The 20,754-nt window shown below is 70.8% G+C and carries 19 protein-coding genes; 11 read left to right on the plus strand and 8 right to left on the minus strand.

All coding sequences use genetic code 11. From position 1 onward, the window contains the following. Window positions 1-24: 24 nt before the first annotated feature. Both ACIBVN_RS27695 and boxB read left to right on the plus strand, forming a co-directional pair. Window positions 25-1,860, plus strand: a complete 1,836-nt coding sequence (locus ACIBVN_RS27695; RefSeq protein ID WP_397141125.1) for an enoyl-CoA hydratase-related protein — start codon at window positions 25-27, stop codon at window positions 1,858-1,860. A gap of 122 nt (window positions 1,861-1,982) precedes the next feature. Next, complete coding sequence (gene boxB / locus ACIBVN_RS27700; protein WP_397141127.1) at window positions 1,983-3,392, plus strand: benzoyl-CoA 2,3-epoxidase subunit BoxB; 1,410 nt, start codon at window positions 1,983-1,985, stop codon at window positions 3,390-3,392. 45 nt (window positions 3,393-3,437) lie between these two features. Here boxB and ACIBVN_RS27705 read toward each other — a convergent pair whose 3' ends face one another. Continuing rightward, the gene (locus tag ACIBVN_RS27705; RefSeq protein ID WP_397141129.1) at window positions 3,438-4,268 is read right to left on the minus strand and encodes a PaaX family transcriptional regulator C-terminal domain-containing protein; all 831 of its coding nucleotides are present in this window, start codon (window positions 4,266-4,268) and stop codon (window positions 3,438-3,440) included. Between the two features lie 114 nt (window positions 4,269-4,382). Here ACIBVN_RS27705 and ACIBVN_RS27710 point away from each other — a divergent pair, with 114 nt between their 5' ends. Then, window positions 4,383-5,999, plus strand: a complete 1,617-nt coding sequence (locus ACIBVN_RS27710) for a benzoate-CoA ligase family protein (protein WP_397141131.1) — start codon at window positions 4,383-4,385, stop codon at window positions 5,997-5,999. Window position 6,000: 1 nt separating this feature from the next. Here ACIBVN_RS27710 and ACIBVN_RS27715 read toward each other — a convergent pair whose 3' ends face one another. From ACIBVN_RS27715 to ACIBVN_RS27745, 7 genes are all read right to left on the minus strand, one after another. Next, a complete protein-coding gene (locus tag ACIBVN_RS27715; protein ID WP_397141133.1) occupies window positions 6,001-6,321 on the minus strand; it encodes a hypothetical protein in 321 nt (106 codons plus the stop codon). Between the two features lie 32 nt (window positions 6,322-6,353). Beyond that, window positions 6,354-7,589: an RNA-guided endonuclease InsQ/TnpB family protein gene (locus tag ACIBVN_RS27720; protein WP_397141135.1), complete on the minus strand. Its 1,236-nt coding sequence runs from the start codon at window positions 7,587-7,589 to the stop codon at window positions 6,354-6,356. A 219-nt stretch (window positions 7,590-7,808) separates the two neighbouring features. Next, a complete protein-coding gene (locus ACIBVN_RS27725; RefSeq protein WP_397141137.1) occupies window positions 7,809-8,561 on the minus strand; it encodes an aminotransferase class IV in 753 nt (250 codons plus the stop codon). A gap of 5 nt (window positions 8,562-8,566) precedes the next feature. Next, a complete protein-coding gene (locus tag ACIBVN_RS27730; RefSeq protein WP_397141139.1) occupies window positions 8,567-9,592 on the minus strand; it encodes a hypothetical protein in 1,026 nt (341 codons plus the stop codon). Beyond that, a complete protein-coding gene (locus tag ACIBVN_RS27735) occupies window positions 9,589-10,068 on the minus strand; it encodes a SigE family RNA polymerase sigma factor (protein WP_397141141.1) in 480 nt (159 codons plus the stop codon). The genes ACIBVN_RS27730 and ACIBVN_RS27735 overlap by 4 nt, the downstream gene beginning before the upstream one ends. Before the next feature lie 134 nt (window positions 10,069-10,202). Further along, window positions 10,203-11,168 (minus strand): adenylate/guanylate cyclase domain-containing protein, encoded by a 966-nt coding sequence (locus ACIBVN_RS27740; RefSeq protein WP_397141143.1) that lies wholly within the window; start codon window positions 11,166-11,168, stop codon window positions 10,203-10,205. A gap of 71 nt (window positions 11,169-11,239) precedes the next feature. Continuing rightward, a complete protein-coding gene (locus tag ACIBVN_RS27745; RefSeq protein WP_397141145.1) occupies window positions 11,240-11,992 on the minus strand; it encodes a FadR/GntR family transcriptional regulator in 753 nt (250 codons plus the stop codon). Between the two features lie 88 nt (window positions 11,993-12,080). Between ACIBVN_RS27745 and ACIBVN_RS27750 the strand changes: the two genes are divergently transcribed. From ACIBVN_RS27750 to ACIBVN_RS27785, 8 genes are read left to right on the plus strand one after another with little or no spacing between them, the layout of a single operon-like run. Beyond that, window positions 12,081-13,574 carry an ABC transporter substrate-binding protein gene (locus ACIBVN_RS27750; protein WP_397141147.1) on the plus strand — a complete coding sequence of 498 codons (1,494 nt, stop codon included), beginning with the start codon at window positions 12,081-12,083 and terminating at the stop codon, window positions 13,572-13,574. After that, window positions 13,571-14,509, plus strand: coding sequence for an ABC transporter permease (locus tag ACIBVN_RS27755; protein WP_397141149.1), 939 nt, complete (start codon window positions 13,571-13,573; stop codon window positions 14,507-14,509). The genes ACIBVN_RS27750 and ACIBVN_RS27755 overlap by 4 nt, the downstream gene beginning before the upstream one ends. Continuing rightward, complete coding sequence (locus ACIBVN_RS27760) at window positions 14,506-15,339, plus strand: ABC transporter permease (RefSeq protein WP_397141151.1); 834 nt, start codon at window positions 14,506-14,508, stop codon at window positions 15,337-15,339. Before ACIBVN_RS27755 ends, ACIBVN_RS27760 begins: the two co-directional genes overlap by 4 nt. Continuing rightward, window positions 15,326-16,240, plus strand: coding sequence for an ABC transporter ATP-binding protein (locus ACIBVN_RS27765; protein ID WP_397141153.1), 915 nt, complete (start codon window positions 15,326-15,328; stop codon window positions 16,238-16,240). The genes ACIBVN_RS27760 and ACIBVN_RS27765 overlap by 14 nt, the downstream gene beginning before the upstream one ends. After that, entirely contained in the window at window positions 16,209-17,009 is an 801-nt protein-coding gene (locus ACIBVN_RS27770; RefSeq protein ID WP_397141155.1) for an ATP-binding cassette domain-containing protein, read from the plus strand. The genes ACIBVN_RS27765 and ACIBVN_RS27770 overlap by 32 nt, the downstream gene beginning before the upstream one ends. Next, entirely contained in the window at window positions 17,006-18,178 is a 1,173-nt protein-coding gene (locus tag ACIBVN_RS27775) for a M20 family metallopeptidase (RefSeq protein ID WP_397141157.1), read from the plus strand. The genes ACIBVN_RS27770 and ACIBVN_RS27775 overlap by 4 nt, the downstream gene beginning before the upstream one ends. Next, window positions 18,178-19,281 (plus strand): P1 family peptidase, encoded by a 1,104-nt coding sequence (locus ACIBVN_RS27780; RefSeq protein WP_397141159.1) that lies wholly within the window; start codon window positions 18,178-18,180, stop codon window positions 19,279-19,281. The genes ACIBVN_RS27775 and ACIBVN_RS27780 overlap by 1 nt, the downstream gene beginning before the upstream one ends. Then, window positions 19,278-20,708, plus strand: coding sequence for an aldehyde dehydrogenase family protein (locus ACIBVN_RS27785; RefSeq protein WP_397141161.1), 1,431 nt, complete (start codon window positions 19,278-19,280; stop codon window positions 20,706-20,708). Before ACIBVN_RS27780 ends, ACIBVN_RS27785 begins: the two co-directional genes overlap by 4 nt. The last annotated feature ends 46 nt before the right edge of the window (window positions 20,709-20,754 follow it).

Here is a 20,754-nt window from a genome sequence, read left to right on the forward strand (position 1 = left end):
GCGGTCGCTGTTGAACTTGGAGGCATGACCGGACACCCAGACGTGTCGTTCGACACCGATCCGAGCCGGTACCGCCACATCCGGCTGGAGGTGGACGGCGAGATCGCCAGGATCGTGCTCAAGGTCGACGAGAGCGGCGGCATCGTCCCCGGGTACGACCTCAAGCTCAACTCGTACGACCTCGGAGTGGACATCGAGCTCCACGACGCGGTACAGCGCCTCCGCTTCGAGCACCCGCAGGTCCGCGCGGTCGTCATCACCGGAGGGCTGGACAAGGTGTTCTGCGCGGGAGCGAACATCCGCATGCTCGCGCAGTCGTCACACGCCTGGAAGGTGAACTTCTGCAAGTTCACCAACGAGACCCGCAACGCCATCGAGGACGCGACCGCCCACTCCGGGCAGACGTACCTCGCCGCCATCAACGGCACCGCGGCCGGGGGCGGCTACGAGATCGCCCTCGCCTGTGACCGGATCATCCTGATCGACGACGGCTCCACCGCCGTGTCGCTGCCCGAGGTCCCGCTGCTGGGCGTCCTGCCGGGCACGGGCGGCCTGACCCGCCTCACGGACAAGCGCGGCGTCCGCAAGGACGTGGCCGACGTGTTCGCGACCCGGAGCGAGGGGGTGCGGGGGCAGCGCGCGGTGGAGTGGAAACTCGTCGATGAGGCGGTGCCGCGCAGCAAGTTCGAGGAGACCGTACGCCGCCGCGCCGCCGAAGCCGCCGCCCGCTCCGACCGCCCGGCCACGGCCGCACCCATCCCCCTGCTCCCGCTCCGGCCCGACGGCTACGTGTACTCGACGGTCAAGGCCGAGCTGGAAGACGATCACACGGTCACCATCACCGTGTACGGCCCTGAGAAGGGCGGCGGGGCCGTTCATGCCGCCGGCGGACTCGATGATCTCAAGGGTGGCGAGGCCGTCGGTGGTCGCGGGCTTGGTGGCGGTGACCGCGGTGGTCGCGGGCTCGGTGGCGGCGGCCGCGGTGGTCATGGGGTCGGTAGCGGTGACCGCAGCGATGGCGGGCTCGGTGGCGGCGACCGCGGTGGCGGTGGGCTTGGCGGTGGTGAGGTTGCTGATGGGGTGTACGAAAGCAGCCCTGGCCGGGCCGTCGACGAGGACCACTGGTTCTTGCGGATGACCAGGGAGCTCGACGACCTCATCCTGCGCCTGCGGACCAACGAGCTCGAGCGTGGCACATGGGTGATCAGGACCGAAGGGGACATCGACGCGGTCCTGGCGTACGACGTCGAAAGCGACGAGTGGCCCTACGGCGAACTGAAGCACTACTTCAAGCGGACGTTGAAGCGGCTGGATGTCACAAGTCGTAGCCTGGTCGCGCTCATCGAGCCGGGCAGCTGCTTCGCCGGGCCGCTGCTGGAGCTGGCCCTCGCCTGCGACCGCCAGTACATGCTGGACGACCCCGAGAAACCCAACGCCATCCAGCTGTCGCGCACCAACTTCGGGGACTATCCGATGGGGAACGGCTTGTCCCGGCTCGCGGCGCGGTTCCATGCCGAGCCCGATCGGGTGGTCAAGCTGGGGCAGGAGGTGGGGCGGCGGATCGACGCGGCTGAGGCGGTGGAGCTGGGGCTGGTGACGTTCGCGCCCGATGACATCGACTGGGATGACGAGGTACGTCTGGCTCTGGAGGAACGTGCCGCGCTCAGCCCCGACGCGCTCACCGGCCTGGAGGCCAACCACCGCTTCGCCGGCCCCGAGACCATGGAAACCAAGATCTTCGGCCGCCTCGCCGTCTGGCAGAACTGGATCTTCACCCGGCCCAACGCCTCCGGTCCCGAAGGCGCCTTGCGCCGTTACGGCACCGGTCAGCGGCCCGCGTACGACCGGACGCGGGCTTGAGGCGCATCCCGGCCCGCGTACGACCGGACGCGGGTTTGAGGTGCATCCGGCCTGCGCGGAAGCCGACGGCGGCGGGGCTGCGGCGGGTGGCGGCCGTCGAGCAGGAGGAAGAAGGATCTGAGATGTCCATCGACTACTCCGAGCGCATACCGAACAACGTCAACCTCGCCGAGGACCGCCGCCTGCAGCGGGCACTGGAGTCGTGGCAGCCCCGCTTCCTGCAGTGGTGGTCGGACATGGGGCCCGCCCTGCCCACCCAGGACGTCTACCTCCGTACGGCCGTCGCGGTCGGGCGCGAAGGATGGGCGCATTTCGACCACGTGGCGTTGCCGGAGTACAGGTGGGGCATCTTCCTCGCCGAACGCGACACCGACCGGCGCATCGCGTTCGGCCAGAACAAGGGGCAGCCCGTCTGGCAGCAGGTGCCGGGCGAGTACCGGGCTGACCTGCAGCGGCTCATCGTCATCCAGGGCGACACCGAACCGGCCAGCGTCGAGCAGCAGCGGCGTCTCGGCCGCACCGCCCCGTCGCTCTACGACCTGCGCAACCTCTTCCAGGTGAACGTGGAAGAAGGACGGCACCTGTGGGCCATGGTCTATCTGCTGCATGCCTATTTCGGCCGGTCTGGGCGGGACGAGGCCGAGGGGCTCCTGCTGCGCAACTCGGGCAGCGAGGACTCACCGCGCATCCTGGGCGCCTTCAACGAGGAGACGCCGGACTGGCTGTCGTTCTACATGTTCACGTACTTCACCGACCGGGATGGGAAGTACCAGCTCGGCACGCTGAAGGAGTCGGCGTTCGATCCGCTGAGCCGTACCTGCGAGTTCATGCTCAAGGAAGAGGCCCACCACATGTTTGTGGGAACCACGGGCGTCGATCGGGTGGTGGAGCGCACGGCGCAGCTCATGCGGGAGCACGACGGCGACGACGTCTGGGAGTACGGCGGCATCCCGCTCGACGTCATCCAGAAGTACATCAACTTCCACTACAGCGTGAGCCTCGACCTCTTCGGCGGCGAAACGTCCACCAACGTGGCCAACTACTACACCGCCGGGCTCAAGGGCCGGTGGCAGGAGGAACGGCGCAAGGACGATCACCTGCTCACCGAGGCGGTCGCGGTCGTGCCGCAGGTCGATCAGGGGCGGCTGGTCGACGTCGAGCTCCCCGCGCTCACCGCGCTCAACGTGGACCTGCGCGGCGAGTACATCGCCGACTGCGGCACCGGCGTCAACCGGTGGAACCGGATCCTCGCCGACCACGGTCTCGACGCGGTGCTCTACTTGCCGCATGTGGGGTTCAACCGCCAGGTGGGTACGTTCGGCGGGCACCACATCTCGCCGGACGGTCGCCTTCTCGAGCCCCTGACCTGGGAGGCGTCCCGCGAGCGCTGGTTGCCGACGGCGCAGGACAAGGCACGCGTCCAGGCCCTGATGCGTCCCGTCTACGAACCGGGGAAGATCGCCGCCTGGGTCGCGCCACCCCGCAACGGCATCAACGGCCGGCCGTTCGACTACGAGTACGTCCACCTGTGACGTGCTGATGTGCGGTCACGCCACTCCCGCCGTCCGGGGTGACGGTCAGTCCGTGCAGAGCTCGGACCAGCGGGTCCGGGCGGCGGGGCGCCAGGTGTCGTGGAGGTCGTTGAAGACGTTGGCGGCGCGTACGCCGATCCAGTCCGGCGGCAGCAGCTCCAGAGGCAGCTCCGGGTCCAGCCGCGGGAAGCGGCGCCAGGCGTGCACCATGCGGATCTGGGCCAGCAGCACGGGGTCGCCCGGCTTGGGGCGCAGGCCGGCGAACTCCTGGATGAAGCCCTGATACTGGGCCGCCAGGTCCCCGAGATGCCACGCCTGGTCGACGAGGGTGCGCTCGGAGCCGATGCCCGCGTACGGCCCGTTGAAGGAGTAGGCCGACAGCTCGAGTCCCAGCCCCTCGACCACCTGCTTGGCCTCGGCCTCGCGGGAGGCGTGCGGGCTCACCCACACCCCGGGCACGGGGCTGCCGAAGCCCGCCCAGGTCAGCCCCGCGCGGAGCTGGTGGCGCAGCTCCCTCCTCGACTCGGGCACGGTGATGATCAGCACGACCCAGCGGCCGTCCCACGACTCGCGGCGCCGCCCGAAGGCGTAGATGCGCTCGGCCCCCTCCGTCAGGAACTCGCGCCCGCGCCGCGTCAGCGCCCACCGCACCCGCCTGCCGGACCGTTCCGATGAGGTCCACCCGTCGGCCGCCATCCGCGACAGGGCCTGCCTGGTCGACTTCTCCTCCATGCCGAGACCGCCGAGCACGTGCAGCAGCGTCGACGTCCACGCGGGCCTGCCGTCCGGCAGGACGAACTCGCCGAACACGGTCATGAGCAGCGCCTTGACACTCGCCTGACGGCCGCCGGCGCCGGAGGGCCAGGGGATGGTCACAGGGTTCCTTCCGAGAGGAAGACGTAAGTAGTTCAATGCTACAAGTCATTGACGGGCCATCAATTCCGTGTAGAAGATTTGGCTACGTATATCCGCCTGCGGATGGTGACGCCCATGACGTCCGAATCGTTCAACGCCAGCGCCTTTCTCGTGGACCGCCAGGTCGAAACGGGCCGGGGTGATCACGTCGCCGTGACGGGCCCCGCGGGCACGTTGACGTACGCGCAGCTCGCCGCCCACGTCGCCGATTTCGCCGCCGGGTTACGAACGTTGGGCGTCAGACCCGAGGAGCGGGTCCTGCTCGTCATGTCCGACCGCCCGGAGACAGTGATCACGATCCTGGCCGTCATGCGCATGGGCGCGGTCGCCGTACCGGTCTCCACCATGTACAACGCCGCCGAACTCGCCGAGCTCATCCGCGACTCGCGGGCGAGGGTCGTCGTGGCCACCCCCGAGTTCTCGCCGGCGGCGCTGGAAGCCGTCCCGAACGCCCCCGACGTGGCGGTGCTCATCCATACGGAGGCACTCACCGACGCGTCGGAAGCCGCGGCGGAGGTGCCGGTATGCCGGTGGTCCGACGTGCTGGAATCCGGCAGGTCACCGGGCCGTCCGTACGACAGCCGACGGGACTCGGTCGCGCCACCGAGCCGTCCGTACGACAGCTGGCGCGACTCGCCCGCGCTCTGGCTCTACACCTCGGGCACCACCGGCGCCCCCAAGGCGGCCATGCACCGGCACGGTGCCATCCAGGACGTCTATGAGGGCTACGGGCGCCAGGTCCTCGGCATCCGCCCCGACGACAGGTGTTTCTCGGTCGCGCGGCTGTTCTTCGCGTACGGCATCGGCAACTCCATGTTCTTCCCCCTGGCCGCGGGCGCCACGGCGATCCTCGACCCGGTGCGCCCGACCCCCGCCGGGGTGGTCGCGCGGGTGATGGAGGAGCGGCCGACGCTGTTCTTCGCGGGCCCGACGTTCTTCGCGGCGCTGCTCGCCTCCGACGCCCCCGACGACGCCTTCCAGTCGGTACGGCTGGCCGTCTCGGCCGGTGAGGCGCTGCCCGCCGAGATCTACCGCCGCTTCACCCGGCGCTTCGGGGTGGACGTCATCGACGGCCTCGGTTCCACGGAGGCGCTGCACATCTTCGTCTCCAACCGCCCGGGCCAGGTGCGGCCGGGCAGCTCCGGAACCGTCGTGCCCGGGTACGAGGCCAAGCTCCTCGACGACACCGGCGCACCCGTCAAGGACGGGGAGCCCGGACACCTGTACGTCCGCGGCGACTCGGTGGCCACCGGCTACTGGTGTCGCACGGCCACCACCCGCCAGGTGTTCCAGGGCGAGTGGCTGCGTACGGGAGACACCTACATCAGCGGCGAGGACGGCTTCTACCAGTGCCTCGGCCGCTCCAACGACATGATCAAGGCGGGCGGCATCTGGGTGTCGCCGATGGAGGTCGAGGCCAGGCTGCTCCAGCACGAGTCGGTGAGCGAATGCGCCGTCGTGGCCTACATCGACAAGGAAGGGCTGGAGAAGCCGGTGGCCTGCGTGGTGTCCGCCCCGGGCCGCACGGTGGACGCCGGCGAGCTCATCGGCTTCTGCCGGGACGGCCTGGCCTCCTTCAAGCGCCCGCGCGAGGTCCTGGTCCTGGACGAGCTGCCGAAGACGGCGACCGGCAAGATCCAGCGCGTGGTGATCCGCCAGATCGCCGCCGACCTGCTGGGCAAGGCCCCCTGACCTAGGCGGGGAACGCCTCGCGCAGCTCCCGCTTGAGCACCTTGCCCGAGGCGTTCTTCGGCAGGGCGTCCACGAACACCACCCGCTTGGGCGTCTTGAAGGAGGCCAGCCGCTCCCGCAGGAATGCGATCAGCTCGTCCTCGGTCACCCCCGCCCCCTCGCGCAGGACCACCGCGGCCGTCACCGCCTCGATCCATTTCTCGTCCGGCACCCCGAACACCGCCGCCTCCGCCACCGCCGGATGCTGGTAGATGGCCTCCTCCACCTCGCGGCTGGCCACGTTCTCGCCGCCCGACTTGATCACGTCTCTCTTCCCGTCCACCGCAGACAGACGGTACGCGTGGTTGTTGTGAGTCAACGGCCCAGGGCTGAAGCCCTGGGCTTGCGCCTCGCGGTCCGGTCTGGCTGACCGGCTCGGGACGCACTGAGCCCGCTTTCCACGGCGGGTTCGTTGGGCATGTTGACGAATACCCACACCGCGCTGGCCCGTCGGGAGACGTTGAGCGCGGCGATGTGGTCTGCGGGTCCAGCGAACCCGCACGACCTGCAGCGAAAGGTGTCTCGGGTGGGGCGGTTTCCTCGCGCGGTGTGCCCGCACCAGGAGTTCGGGCACATCTGGGAGGTGTAGGCCGGATCCACCTGTACGAAGGCGACACCGGCGCGGCGTGCCTTGTAGGCGAGGAAGTCGCCCAGTTGGTGGAACGGCCAGGTCGAGAGCGTGGCCCGCTGGGATGGCCAAAGCCGTACCCGGTCGCGGATCCCCGCCAGCTCCTCGACGGCGATGCCGCGTCCGGTGCGCTGCGCATCGGCCACGATCTCGTTGGCGATCACATGATTGGTGTTGGCGGCGAACCGGCGTTCCCGCTTGGCACGCCGTTTAAGCTTCCGGCGGGCGCTTTTGGTCCTGCGTGCTTGTAGTTCGGCCCGCACCCGGGCCATCCGCCGCCGGTAACCAGACAGTCTTTCCCCGCTGTAGGTGATCCCGTCGCTGGTGGTGGCAAGGTTGACAACCCCCCGGTCCACCCCGATCCACCCGTCCGGGTCAGCCTCCAACCGAGCCTGAGGAACCTCGCAGGTTGCGATGAGATACCACACCCCGTCGCGCAGCAGCAGATCGGACTCGCCCCGCCGATAGGCCGCGAGCATCTTGAGCTGCTCGGCAGACCCGGTGAACGCGATGCCCTTCACCCGGCCCCGGAGGGTCCAGATCGACACCGTACGGGCATCGTGCAGCCACGACAGGCAACGGTCATCGAACGGACGGGCTGCATTGCTGCGAAAGCAGATCGGTTTGGACTCGGCCTTAACTCGGCGCTTGCCCGTCAACCTGCCGTTGCGGATCAACCCCCGCAGGGTAGTGTAGGCGTCAGCTACCTTTTTAATCACGTGCTGGGCCTGCTGCGCCCCAAGTCCGACGGCTTTCAACTCGCTGTAGACCCGGCGGCGCAAGGCGAATACCCCAAAGGTCTTGCTCTCGAAGGCGAGTCGGGACACCTGATTGGCGGCCTGGTTGAGCTGGTGCAGGGTCGCCTCCAACGCCTCCGCCTGCTCAGGCGTAGGCAGGAGCTTCACCTGCACCACCAGCCTCACAGTCGAACATGCTAGCGGTGTGCCCCAGTTCCCGCGATGGAAAGTGCAACCGATGTCTGAAGGGGTCGTTGCGTGGTCGCAAGCCTCCACGCCCCAAGTGTCGGGTGGGGTGTTCAGCGACGAACTCCACCGCTGCTGCGCACAGATCATGATCGAGGATGCGCGACAGTTTGGGCGCGCGGCTGATTGAGATCACTGGCGATCGTCCCCCCAAAGGGGTCAGTCCAGCGGCTCCCACGCAATGCGGTCGTAGTGGTCGAGCAGGCGGGCCATCAGCGCGTCGTCCTGGGGCAGCGGCACGTCGTCCACCCGGCCGACCGGCCACACGCCCCAGGAGTTGCAGAGGAAGACCTGGTCGAAGCCCGGCAGGTCGGCGGCCTTCAGTGGCCGCCGCTCCTGCGGGACGTCGATCCGCTCCAGCAACTGCATCGTGATCCCGTGCAGCATCGGCGCGTCCGGCCAGACCAGGCGGCCGCCGGCGAAGCCGCCCAGGTTGGTGATCGAGCCCTCGCTGATCAGGCCGTCCTCGGTGGTGAGGAGCGCCTCGTCGAAGCCCTCACGTCGGACCAGCCGCCCGACGTGGGCCTGCAGCATGCCGGACGCCTGCTTGATGTGCGGCAGGAAGCGCTGGTAGACGACCGGCTTCACGCTCTGCGGGCGGGTGGGCGCCTCGTGGGGCGGGGCGGCGTTCGCGATCACGTGCGGCCGGTCCGCCTCCACGACGTACACGCGCACGCCGGCGTCCCGCGCGTCGCCGAGCACGGCCCTGATGGAGCCGAGCACCGCGGCGCGGTCGAGCGGGACGCCGAACAGCTCCGTGCTGGCCGCCTCCAGTCGCGCGAAGTGCAGCTCGAGCCCGCGCACCCGGCGATCCCTGACCTGCATGGCGGTGAAGTGACCGTAGCGCGCGCGGAGCATGAAGCGCGCGTCAGCGTCCACCAGCCTGCCCTCGATGGCAACCTGTTCCGTCACGTGATCTACCTTACGTAAACCCCTGCCGACCAGCGAACCGGGCGGTTGGTGGACTCGCCCAGGACGCCCAGCCGCCCAGTGATCGTCACCCGCTCGCCCTTGGGCACCCGGAACTCGGCCATGGCCATGGGGAACGGGCCTGTCTTCCAGACGGCACAAGTGGCGGTCGCGGCGGACTTCTCGAGGCCGACCTGGTACGTGAACCATGTCCGCGTGGCCAGGTCACCCGTACAGAGCTGATCGATGGCGACCTTCCCGCTCTCGCTCTTGACCACCAGCGAGAACGACCGATCCCTGTCCGACACACCCGTCGCGGAGCGGGCCAGCTTCCAGCCCGCCAGCCGGGCGGGGAGGGCCTTGCCCCGCTCGGGCTGGACCGGGCGGGCGGGCGGCGTCCATTCGTAGACGGCCAGCCTCCAGGTGCTCTGCTCCGGCACGACGGGCCCGCACGTCCCGCCCTGCTCCTGACCGCAGCCCGGCGAGCCGTAGGTGATCGTGTCGAACGTGACCGTGGCCTCCGTGGCGCCGGGCTCGATCATGGTCAGGGGGCGCAGGAACATCCCCTTCTCGCACGGCGCGAAGCTGGATTTGGGGTCGTCGCGGCCGTTCACGGAGACGTTCGGCGCCGGGCTGCCCCCATCACCGTCGCATGCCGCGGCCACATCCAGCGGCTTGCCGGAGACCGGGACCTTGACCGACGTCTTCGCCTCGCCGTTCTTCTTGAGCGTGGCGGTGGCCAGGCGGCGGTACCTGGTGCCGTCGCGGGAGGTGAACGACTCCGGCAGCCCGGCAGCCGCCGTCCCGTGTTCCGTCTGCGCCGCCGTCGTGCCGCGTTCCGGCGCGGCCACCGCCCCGGGGATCAGGTAGACGCCGACCGCCACGGCCGCCACCACCGCGGCGCCCGCCGTCACCCGCCTGCGCAGCCTGGTCCGGCGGATGCGGGAGCGGACCTGCTCGTGCCGGTACGGGTTCGCGGGCGACGGGGTCTCGGCCTGCTCACGCAGGACGTCACGCAGGTCTTGCACGGTCATCGGTGCAGCTCCTTCACGATCGACTCGTCCACTCGCAGCTTGGCCAGCGCCTTCGCGGTCTGGCTCTTGACCGTGCCCTCCTGGCAGCCCAGCACCCTGGCCACCTCCGCCACCGGCAGGTCCTCGTAGAAGCGCAGCACGATCACCGCGCGCTGCTTGGCGGGCAGCCGGCCGACCGCCTGCCACAGCTCCTCGCGCCGGCCCTCGTCGTCGTACGCGGGCTCGTCCGGCAGGTCGCCGCTGGGCAGCTCCCTGCGCCACCTGCGGCGCCACCAGGAGGTGTACGTGGTCACCAGCACCCTGCGTACGTACGCCTCGGGCTCGTCGATGCCCGGCCAGGCGAACCACGCCTTCGCCAGCGACTCCTGCAGCAGGTCCTCCGCCGCCGCCCAGTCGTGGGTCAGCAGGTACGCGGTACGTAACAGCCGATCCGACCTGGCGACCACGAAGTCCTGAAATATCGCCCTATCCGCCAACTTGAACTGCCTCCTGTCAGAGCCTGCCGACGGTAGTGACGCATCGACCGCGACACGAGGTTGCCCGCCCGCCCAGGTTCCCGAAAACCGCCGCGGGACAGCCACTGCTCACCGAAGGGCGCCGCGGCCCGGGGTCAGATCGAGCCGGCGCGGGTCACCGTGAAGGGCGCCAGCTCGCCCAGCCCGCGCACCGACAGCCGGTTGACCTCCCGGAGCCGGAACGCCCGGTCCCCTTCGAGCTCCTCCGCGAACTGCGGATCCGCCAGGATCGTCCCCGGCAGCGACAGGGCCGTGAGCCTGCTGGCCAGGTTGACCGTGGTGCCGAACACGTCCCCCATGCGCCAGATCACCGGCCCGGCCGCCAGCCCCACCCGCAGCTCGGGCATGTCCTTGGTCCGGGCGTGCGTCTCCACCAGCCGCAGCGCGATCTCCGCCACCACGTGCGCCTGGTCGGCCACGAACAGCACAGAGTCGCCCAGCGTCTTGATCACCCGCCCGCCGGTCGAGGTCACGATGTCGGCCGAGCGCCCCTCGAACCTGTCGATCAGCCTGGCCAGCTCGGTCCCCGTGATCTGCCTGCTCAGCCGGGTGAACGCGACGAGGTCGGCGAAGCCGACGGCCAGGCGTACCGCGCTCATGTCCTGCTCGGCGATGCGCCCCGCGGCGGCGGCCAGCTGGCGCTGCCAGGTGTAGACGAGCAGCTGCGCGAGATCGGGCACCACCCGCTCGGCCCGCCGCCGCCAGGCCCGCGGGCGCTCGGCCAGCGGGACGCCCGCCTGGTCGAGCGCGTCGACGCCCATCTCGGCCTGCGACTCGGCCAGCCGGGCGGTCGCGCTGCCGAGGGAGCGGGCCACCAGCAGCATGTGCTCCTCGTCGTAGAGGCCCGAGCGGACCAGCTCGAGCATGATCCTGAGGGCCTCCACGTCGGAGTCGGTGAACTCGACCGCGTCGTCGGCCACGTTCGCGAACCCCAGGGCACGCCAGTATCGCCGCGCGCGGTAGACCGGCACCCCCGCCATGTAGGCGACCTGGTGGCTGGTGTAGCGGCGCGGCTCGCGCAGAAAGGCCTCTGTCAGCCCGTCCCCATCCACGCGCTCCACGCAGGCAAGATAACACCCGTTCCGTCCGCTCGGATCTGGGTGGTCCCAGGCCGGTACGACTTGCGAAGGCGTCAGTCCAGCAGGGCCAGGAGAGCGGCGCGCTCGCCGGCCGGGACGTAGCCCGCGTAGTAGTCGTACATCGCCTTCCTGGACAGCCGGGCGGCCAGTGGGCCGTCGCCCGCCCGCATGGCGGCCAGCACCTCCTCGTGGTGCCGGATGCTCTGCCGCATCAGCGCCTCCCGGTCGTCCGCGTCGGCGATCTTCTCCGAGACCAGCTTCAGCACGATCGAGCGGACCACGTCCATGCAGATCTGGATGAGCTTGTTGCCGCTCGCCCGCGCCACCACGTCGTGGAAGGCCACGTCGGCCTCGCCGAACGCGTCCTGGCCCGCCTCCACGGCCGCCCGCATGGCCGCGACGGCCGAGGCCATCTCGGCGAGCTGGGCGTCGGTGCGCAGCCGCGCGGCCAGCAGGATGGCCGAGGAGTCGAGCACCATCCTGAACTGCACCAGCTCGGCCAGCGACAGCTCCGACACCCTGGCCAGCGTGCTCATCGACTTGTGCAGCGTGGCGGGCGAGAACGGCAGCACCTCCGCGCCGTTCGGGTCACCGGGCCGCGACCGCACCAGGCCGCGTGCCTGGAGCACCCGCAGCGCCTCGCGCACGGTGGAGCGGCTGACCGAGAACTGCACCATCAGCTCCCGCTCACTCGGCAGCCGCTGGCCCGGTGAGAGCGCGCCGCTCTCGATGGCCTCCTCGACCTGCTCCACCACCCGTTCATAGGCGCGTACGGTACGCACCGGCTCGAAACGCGGACCACCCATGAAAGCCCCCTTGACCCGAGCCGCCGTCGACTGGCAATGTGCGTAGCCTACTGGTCCGACCAGTGCACTAGCCAGGAGGCTGTAAGACATGAGGCGAATCGGGATCTGGATCGCCGCCGGCGGTCTCCTGCTGGGCACGGCCGCCTGCGGCGGCACCTCCAGCGGCGGCGGCAGCTCCACCCCCAAGACCCAGACGCTGTCCGTCGGATTCGTGGCCGAGCCCGCGAACCTGGACTTCACCTCGACCGAGGGCGCCGCCATTCCCCAGGCGCTGCTGGTCAACGTGTACGAGGGTCTGGTCAAGCTCGACCAGGACGGCAAGATCGTGCCGCTGCTCGCCGAGAAGTGGGAGGTCTCGCCCGACCGGAAGACCTACACGTTCACGCTGCGCAAGAACGTCAAGTTCAGCAGCGGCGCGCCGTTCACGGCCGACGACGTGGTGTTCTCGCTCGACCGGGTGAAGACGGACTGGAAGCTCAAGATCAAGGCCCAGCTCGACGTCGTCGACAAGGTGGCGAAGAAGGACGACTCCACCGCCGTCGTCACGCTCAAGAAGCCCAGCAACGGCTTCCTCTACTCGATGGCCACCAGGCTCGGCGCCATGTTCAGCCGGACCGGGGTCTCCGACCTGGCCAACAAGCCCGTCGGCACCGGCCCGTACACGCTCGGTTCGTGGCGGCGCGGCGACTCCATCCAGCTCAACTCGAACGCCTCCTACTGGGGCACCAAGCCGTCGCTGTCGTCGATCACGCTGAAGTACTTCAAGGACGCCACAGCGATGAACAACGCGCTGCTGACCGGCGGCATCGACGTCATCTCGGCCGTGCAGGCTCCCGAGTCGCTGCAGCAGTTCGCCGACCCCAACCGCTTCCAGACGGTCGAGGGCACCACGAACGGCGAGGTCGTGCTGTCGATGAACAACAGCCGCCCGCCGTTCAACGACAAGAAGGCCAGGCAGGCCGTCCGCTACGCGATCGACCACAAGGCACTGCTGGAGACCGCCTGGGCCGGGCGCGGCCAGCTGATCGGCTCGATGGTGCCGCCCACCGATCCGTGGTACGAGGACCGTACGGGCGACTACCCGTACGACCCGGCCAAGGCCAAGGAGCTGCTCGGCGGCAAGACGCTCAGCGTCAAGATGCGCATCCCCAACCTGCCGTACGCGGTGGCCAGCGCCCAGGTCGTCAAGTCGCAGCTCGCCCAGGTGGGCATCAACGCCGACATCGAGCCCCTGGAGTTCCCGGCCCGCTGGCTGGACGTGGTGTTCAAGCAGGGCGACTACGACATGTCCATCATCAACCACGTCGAGCCCCGCGACATGGGCATATTTGCCGATAAGTCGTACTACTTCCACTACGACAACCCCGAGTTCGGCAAGCTGCTCGCCTCCGCCGACGAGGGCACCGAGCAGCAGCAGACCGACGACCTGAAGAAGGCCGCCAAGCTGCTGTCCGACGACGCGGCGGCCGACTGGCTCTTCCTCTTCCCCAACCTGATCGTGGCGAAGAAGGGCGTCACCGGGCTGCCGAAGAACGCCATCGCCGAGTCCTTCGACTTCACCGCGCTCGCCAAGCAACAGTGACGCTGTACCTGATCAAACGCCTGGCGGTGCTCGTCGCGAGCACCGCCGTGGCCGGCGTGGTGGTGTTCGCGTTCATGGCCCTGCTGCCCGGCGACCCGGCCGAGATCGCGCTCGGCGTGAACGCCACCCCGGAGGCGGTGGCGGAGCTGCGCAAGCAGTTCGGCACCGACCGGGCGCCGGTCGCGCAGTTCCTCGACTGGTTCGGCGGGCTCCTCCAGGGCGACTTCGGCACCTCGTACGTGACGAGCTCGCCCATCGGCCCGCAGATCAGCGACCGGCTCGGCGTCACGGCTGTGCTGGTGCTCGGCGGCATGGCGGTGGCGCTGGCCATCGCGGTGCCGCTGGGCACGTTCGCGGCCGTGCACCACCGCAACCCCCTGGGCGCGGCCATCAGCGCGGTCAGCCAGGTCGGCATCGCGATCCCGGCGTTCCTGGCCGGCATCCTGCTGGTGTTCGTGTTCGCGGTGCAGGCCCAGGCGCTGCCGTCCGGCGGCTACGTGCCGATCGCCGACAACCCGGGGGAGTGGCTGCGCAGCCTGCTGCTGCCGTGGTTGTCGCTCGGGCTCGTGCAGGGCGCCGTGCTCACCCGGTACGTGCGCAGCGCCGTGCTCGACGTGATGCGCGAGGACTACCTGCGCACGGCCCGCGCCAAGGGCCGGGGCAGCACCGGCGCCCTGTGGCGGCACGGTCTGCGCAACGCCTCGATCCCCGTCGTCACCGTGCTCGGCCTGCAGCTGGCCACCCTCCTGATCGGGGCGGTCGTGGTCGAGCGGGTCTTCGTCATCCCCGGCCTCGGCGACCTGCTGCTCAACGGCGTCGCCGGGCGTGACCTGCTGCTCGTCCAAGGCGTGGTGATGGTGCTGGTGGCAGCCGTGCTGCTGATCAACTTCGTGGTGGACGTGGCCTACCACCTGCTCGACCCGAGGCTGCGATGAGGGGCCGGATCAACGCCGGGCTGCTGGTCGGCGGCGTGCTCGTCGGGCTCGTGGTGCTGGCGGCCGTCGTGTCGTTCTTCTGGACGCCGCACGACCCGACGCTCGTGGACGCCGCGCGCAAGCTCCGGCAGCCGGGCGAGGGCTACCTGCTGGGGGCCGACAAGTTCGGCCGCGACACCTTCAGCCAGCTCATGGTCGGCGCCAGGACCACCCTCTACGTCGGCATCGTGGCCGTCGGCATCGCCGCCCTGATCGGCACGCCGCTCGGCGTGGTCGCCGGGATGACGCCGCGCGGCTGGCTCTCCGAGCTGATCATGCGGGTCAACGACCTGGTGTTCGCGTTCCCCGCGCTGCTGCTGGCCGTCATGCTCGGCGCGGTCTACGGGCCGGGCACGCTCACCGCGATGATCGCGATCGGCGTGGCCACCGTGCCCGCGTTCGCCCGCGTGGCGCGCGCCGCCACGCTCCAGGTCATGGTCACCGACTACATCCTCGCCGCCAGGGCAGCCGGGCGCGGCCGCACGGCCATCGCCATGCGGCACGTGCTGCCGAACATCGGCTCCGTGCTCATCGTGCAGTCGTCGGTGTCGTTCGCGATCGCGATCCTGGCCGAGGCGGCGCTGTCGTTCCTCGGCTTCGGCACCCGCCCGCCGACCCCGTCGTGGGGCCGGATGCTGCAGGAGTCGCAGGAGCTGCTGTTCTCCACCCCGCGCCTGGCCCTCTGGCCGGGCCTGGCGATCGCGCTGGCCGTGCTCGGCTTCAACCTCCTGGGGGACGGCCTGCGCGACTACCTCGACCCGAAGCTCAGGAGGATCCGTGCTGAGAGTTGAGGGCCTGACCGTACGGGCGGACGAGCTGGAGCTGGTGCGCGAGGTGTCGTTCGACATCGCGCCCGGCGAACGTGTCGGGCTGATCGGCGAGTCCGGCTCCGGCAAGTCGCTGACCGCGCTGTCGCTCATGGGCCTGCTCCCCGAGGGCGTCACCGCCACGGGCAGCGCGAGGATGGGCGAGAACGACCTGGTCGGCGTGCCGGAGAGCCGGTTGAAGCGGCTGCGCGGCCGGGACGTCTCCATGGTCTTCCAGGAGCCGATGACCGCGCTGAACCCGCTCATGCGCATCGGCGCCCAGGTCGCCGAGGTCATGACCCTGCACGGCCGCAGCCGCCAGGAGGCCCGTGAACGCGCGATCCACCTGCTGGAACGCGTACGCCTGCCGGAGCCCGCGCAGATCGCCCGCGCCTACCCGCACCAGCTCTCCGGCGGCCAGCGGCAGCGCGTCATGCTCGCCATCGCCCTGGCCAACGAGCCCGAGCTGCTCATCTGCGACGAGCCCACCACGGCGCTCGACGTCACCGTGCAGAAGCAGATGCTCGAGCTGATCGCCGAGGTCGCGCCCGCGCTGCTGTTCATCACCCACGACCTGGCCGTCGTCGCCTCCGTCTGCGAGCGGGTCCTGGTCATGTACGGCGGCCGAGTCGTCGAGAGCGGCCCCATCCGCGAGGTCTTCACCAGGCCCCGCCACCGCTACACCGAGGGCCTGCTGGCCGCCTCCAAGCTCACCCCGCGGGGCACCCGGCTGCCCACCATCAAGGGCAGCGTGCCACCCGCCGGGCAGTTCCCCGGCGGCTGCGTCTTCCGGAACCGCTGCCAGGACGCCACCCCCCAGTGCGAGAACGTACCGGCGCTGACAGGAGACGGCCATGCCCACGCATGCTGGCACCCCGCTGATTGACGCCCAGCACCTCAGCCGCGTCTACCACCGGCCCCGCACCTCGCTCACCAAGCCGGGCGCCGCCGTGCAGGCGCTCAAGGACGTCTCGCTCGCGGTGGGACGGGGCGAGCGGTACGGCATCGTCGGCGAGTCCGGCTCGGGCAAGTCGACGCTGCTGCGCCTGCTCTGCGGCCTCGACCAGCCGACCAGCGGGTCCATCCGCTTCGAGGGGCAGGAAATAACCGGCAGGCCGGAGCGGCGGCTGCGCTTCCTGCGGGAGAACCTGCAGATCGTCTTCCAGGACCCGATGAGCTCGCTCGACCCCCGCATGCGCGTGCGCGACCTCGTGGCCGAGCCGCTCGTCGCGCTCGGACTGCCGGTCGGCGACCGCGTGACGGAGCTGCTGGAGGAGGTCGGGCTGCCCGCGTCGGCCGCCGACCGGTACCCGCACCAGTTCTCCGGCGGTCAGCGGCAGCGCATCGCCATCGCCCGCGCGCTCGCGCCCCGGCCCAAGGTGCTGGTTGCCGACGAGCCGGTGAGCGCCCTGGACGTGTCCGTGCGCGGGCAGATACTCAACCTGCTCGCCGACCTCGTGGACGAGCTGGGACTCACGCTCGTGTTCGTCTCGCACGACCTGTCCGTGGTGCGGCACGTGTGCGAGACGGTCGCGGTCATGAGCCGCGGGGAGATCGTGGAGAGCGGGCCGGTGGACGAGGTCTGGGCCGCGCCCGCCCACCCCTACACGCGTACGTTGCTGCAGGCCGTACCGACTCTGGAGGGATTGTTTTGATCGACGTCGATGCCGGCGGAGTGGTGGAGTTCACCCAGGCGCTGGTGCGGATCCCCAGCACCAACGACCCCGGACGGCGCGAGCGCGCCGCCGCCGACCTGGTGGCGGCCAAGATGCGGGAGTGGGGCTGGCAGCCCACCGTGTACGAGGTCGAGCCCGACCGGCCCAACGTGGTGGCCGTGGTCGAGGGCGGCGGCGGTGACGGGCCGACACTGATGTTCGAGGGTCATACGGACGTGGTGACCGAGGGCGACCTGTCCACCTGGACCGTGGACCCGTTCGGCGGGGAGATCCGCGACGGGAAGTTGTGGGGGCGGGGCAGCGCCGACATGAAGTCCGGTCTGGCCGCCACCCTCTACGCCACCCGGGCGCTGCAGCTGGCTGGACCGTTCCCCGGGCGGATCAAGGTGTGCGCGCTGGCCGACGAGGAGGGCCTCATGATCGGCGCGCACCACTTCGTCGCAGAAGGGCTCACCGCCGACGTGGACGGCGCCATCGTCGCCGAGCCCGAGGCGGGCGAGATCTGCGCGGTGGCCAAGGGGGCGCTGCGGCTGCGGGTGGACTTCGCCGGCAAGATGGCGCACGGCGCCATGCCCCAGCACGGCCGCAACCCCCTTCCTGCGGTGGGCTCGCTGCTGGTGGGGCTGCGGTCGCTGCAGGAGGAGCTGCAGGGCCGCCATCCCGCGCACGAGCACCTCGGCGAGGTGTACGTCACGCCGACCGTGCTGCAGGCGGGGTCCGAGGAGCAGGTCAACGTGATCCCGGCGGTCGCGTCGGTGTTCGTGGACGTGCGGACGATCCCCGGCGTCGAGCACAAGCTGATCGCCGACCGGGTGGCCGCCCTGGCCTCGTTCGACGGGATCGCGGCCGAGGTGTCGGTGCTGGTGGACCGGCCGCCGGTGGACGTGCCCGTGTCCGACCCGGTGGTGGCCGCGCTGGCCGCCGCCCACCGTTCCGTCACCGGCGCGGAGCCGGTCTACGGCGGGGTGCCCGGGTCCACGGACGGGACCGTGCTGACGCACTGGGGCGGCGTCCCCTCGGTGGTGTACGGGCCCGGCGGCAAGTGGATCGCGCACCAGGCGGACGAGTTCGTGGAGGTCGCCGAGATCGTCCAGTGCACCCGTGTCTTCGCCGAGGCGGCCCGCCGGTTCCTGAACGGCGACTTCTGATGCGTCCTGGTCCTGCCAACTCGCTGGCCGACGTCTCCGGTCTCCGGGTCGGCCACGCGCAGCGGGCGGAGGGCGGCTACCTCACGGGCACCACCGTCGTCCTGGCCCCTCCCTCGGGCGCCGTGGCGGGGGTCGACGTGCGCGGCGCCGCGCCAGGCACCCGCGAGACGGAGCTGCTGGACCCGCGCAACCTGGTCTCGCGGGTCCATGCCGTGGTGCTGAGCGGCGGGAGCGCGTACGGGCTGTCGGCGGCCTGCGGGGTGATTGACCGGCTGGCGGACGCGGGCATCGGCTACCCGGTGGCCGGCGGCGTGGTGCCCATCGTGCCGGCCGCGGTCATCTTCGACCTGGGGCGCGGTGGCACGTTCCGCGCCACCCCTGACGCGACGTTCGGCACGGCCGCCTACGACGCGGCCCTCACCCCTGACGGCGGCTCACCGCTCGACGGCGCCGCGTTCCGCACCGGCTCCCCCCGATGGCCCGCGGCCCACGATGGTGAGGCGGACGTGGTCGGCGGCGCGCCCGGGACGGCGAACGGGTCCATCGGGGCGGGCACGGGGGCACGGGCGGGCGGCCTGGCCGGAGGCGTGGGGACCGCGAGCGTCGTGCTCCCGGACGGCACCACCGTGGCCGCCCTCGTCGTCGCCAACCCCGTGGGGTCCGTGCTCGACCCCGTGGACGGCACCCTCGCAGGCGCCCGGTACGGCCTCCCGGGCGAGTTCGACCACCTCCAGCCCCCGCTCCAGGAGGAGGTGGACGCCTGGCATCCCGAAAACGCCCCGTCGTTCAACACCACCATCGGCGTGGTGGCCACCGACCGCACCCTCACCAAGGCCCAGTGCGGCAAGCTCGCCGCGGTCGCCCACGACGGCCTGGCCAGGGCGATCAGACCGGCCCACACCATGACCGACGGCGACACCATCTTCGCCCTGGCCACCTGCGCCCGCCCCGAACCCGGCCACGACACCCTCCAGGAGCTCCTGGCCGCCGGAGCCGACGTGTTCAGCCGCGCCATAGCGCACGCCGTCCTCGCCGCCACCGGGCGCGAGGGCGCGCCCGCGTACCTCGACGTGTTCCCCAGCGCCCAACGGAAGCGATCATGACCATCGACACCGCATGGCCGTCCGGCCTGCCCATCGGGGACGGATGGGTGGAAACGGCGGAAACCGACGACATCACCTTCCCCTACGACGGCTCCGTGGTGGCCGAGGCCCCGCGGGGCACGAAGGCCCTCGCCGAGCGGGCCGTGGAAGAGGCACTCGCCGTGGCGCCCGCCATGGCGGCGCTGCCGTCGCACGCCCGCCGCGCCGCCCTCATGAAGGCCCACGACGCCCTCGAGGCCAACCGCGAGGAGTTCGAGCGCCTGCTGGTGCTCGAGACCGGCAAGCCGCTGGTCGACTGCAAGGTCGAGGTCGCCAGGACGCTCGTCACCCTCGCCACGGCCGCCGAGGAGGTCGCCAGGCTGCACGGCGAGACGGTGCCGCTCGACCTCCTTCCCTCGGGCGAGGGCCTGATCGGGTTCTGGACGCGCCGCCCGATCGGGGTGGTCGTCGGGATCACCGGCTTCAACTACCCGCTGCTGCTCGCCGCCCACAAGATCGCCCCCGCCGTGGCCGCGGGCTGCCCCGTCATCGTCAAGCCCGCCCCCGCCACCCCGCTGGCCACGCTCTGGCTGGTGCACCTCATCCGCTCGGCGAACGCGCTGCCCGCGCAGGCCGTGCAGCTCGTCACCGGCGACGTCGAGGTCGGCCGGACGCTGGTGGAGGACCGGCGGGTCGGCGCGGTCTCGTTCACCGGCTCGGCCGCCGCCGGGCACGCCATCGCCCGCAACGCCGCACCCACGAAGGTCCTGCTGGAGCTGGGGTCGAACGCGGCGCTCGTCGTGGCGGCCGACGCCGATCTGGAGGCCGCCGCCGACGCCGTCGTGCGCGGCGGCTACTACGCCTCCGGCCAGGCGTGCATCTCCGTCCAGCGGGTGCTGGTCGAGGAGCCCGTACGCGAGCGGTTCGTGTCCCTGCTGGCCGAGCGCGTCAAGCAGGTCACGGTCGGCGACCCCCGCCTGCCGGACACCCGCGTCGCCCCGCTCATCGACCAGGCCGCCACCGACCGCGTGCTGGAGTGGATCGCCGGGTCGGGAGGCGAGCCGGTCACGGGCGGGCACCGCGAGGGCCGGGCCATCGCCCCGACCGTGCTCGCCGGCGTCGGCGACGGCGCCGCCGCCTGGGACGAGGAGATCTTCGGGCCCGTGGTGGTCGTGCGCTCGGTGCCCGACCTCGACGCCGCCTTCGCCGCCGTCAACCGGTCCAGGTACGGCCTGCACGCGGCGGTCTTCACCCGGTCGCTGGCCACCGCCTTCGCCGCGATCGAGCGGATCGAGGCCGGGGGAGTGGTGGTCAACGAGGTGCCGGGGTTCAGGGCGGACAACATGCCGTACGGCGGCGTGAAGGACTCCGGCATCGGGCGCGAGGGGCCGCGCTTCGCCATCGAGGAGCTGACCGTGACCAGGATGGCGATCATCCGGCCCGCGTGATCGTCGTCCTTCGGCCGGAGGGGCTCCGCCGCGACTGCGAAGGAGC

This window comes from Nonomuraea sp. NPDC049400 (assembly GCF_044466425.1).
GTDB lineage: Bacteria > Actinomycetota > Actinomycetes > Streptosporangiales > Streptosporangiaceae > Nonomuraea.

Coding starts and splice junctions, on each gene's coding strand:
- ACIBVN_RS27770 (WP_397141155.1), top strand. CDS start 16,209: ATGCCCACGCATGCTGGCACCCCGCTGATTGACGCCCAGCACCTCAGC.
- ACIBVN_RS27710 (WP_397141131.1), top strand. CDS start 4,383: ATGACGTCCGAATCGTTCAACGCCAGCGCCTTTCTCGTGGACCGCCAG.
- ACIBVN_RS27745 (WP_397141145.1), bottom strand. CDS start 11,992: ATGGGTGGTCCGCGTTTCGAGCCGGTGCGTACCGTACGCGCCTATGAA.
- ACIBVN_RS27730 (WP_397141139.1), bottom strand. CDS start 9,592: ATGACCGTGCAAGACCTGCGTGACGTCCTGCGTGAGCAGGCCGAGACC.
- ACIBVN_RS27750 (WP_397141147.1), top strand. CDS start 12,081: ATGAGGCGAATCGGGATCTGGATCGCCGCCGGCGGTCTCCTGCTGGGC.
- ACIBVN_RS27785 (WP_397141161.1), top strand. CDS start 19,278: ATGACCATCGACACCGCATGGCCGTCCGGCCTGCCCATCGGGGACGGA.
- ACIBVN_RS27760 (WP_397141151.1), top strand. CDS start 14,506: ATGAGGGGCCGGATCAACGCCGGGCTGCTGGTCGGCGGCGTGCTCGTC.
- ACIBVN_RS27695 (WP_397141125.1), top strand. CDS start 25: ATGACCGGACACCCAGACGTGTCGTTCGACACCGATCCGAGCCGGTAC.
- boxB (WP_397141127.1), top strand. CDS start 1,983: ATGTCCATCGACTACTCCGAGCGCATACCGAACAACGTCAACCTCGCC.
- ACIBVN_RS27780 (WP_397141159.1), top strand. CDS start 18,178: ATGCGTCCTGGTCCTGCCAACTCGCTGGCCGACGTCTCCGGTCTCCGG.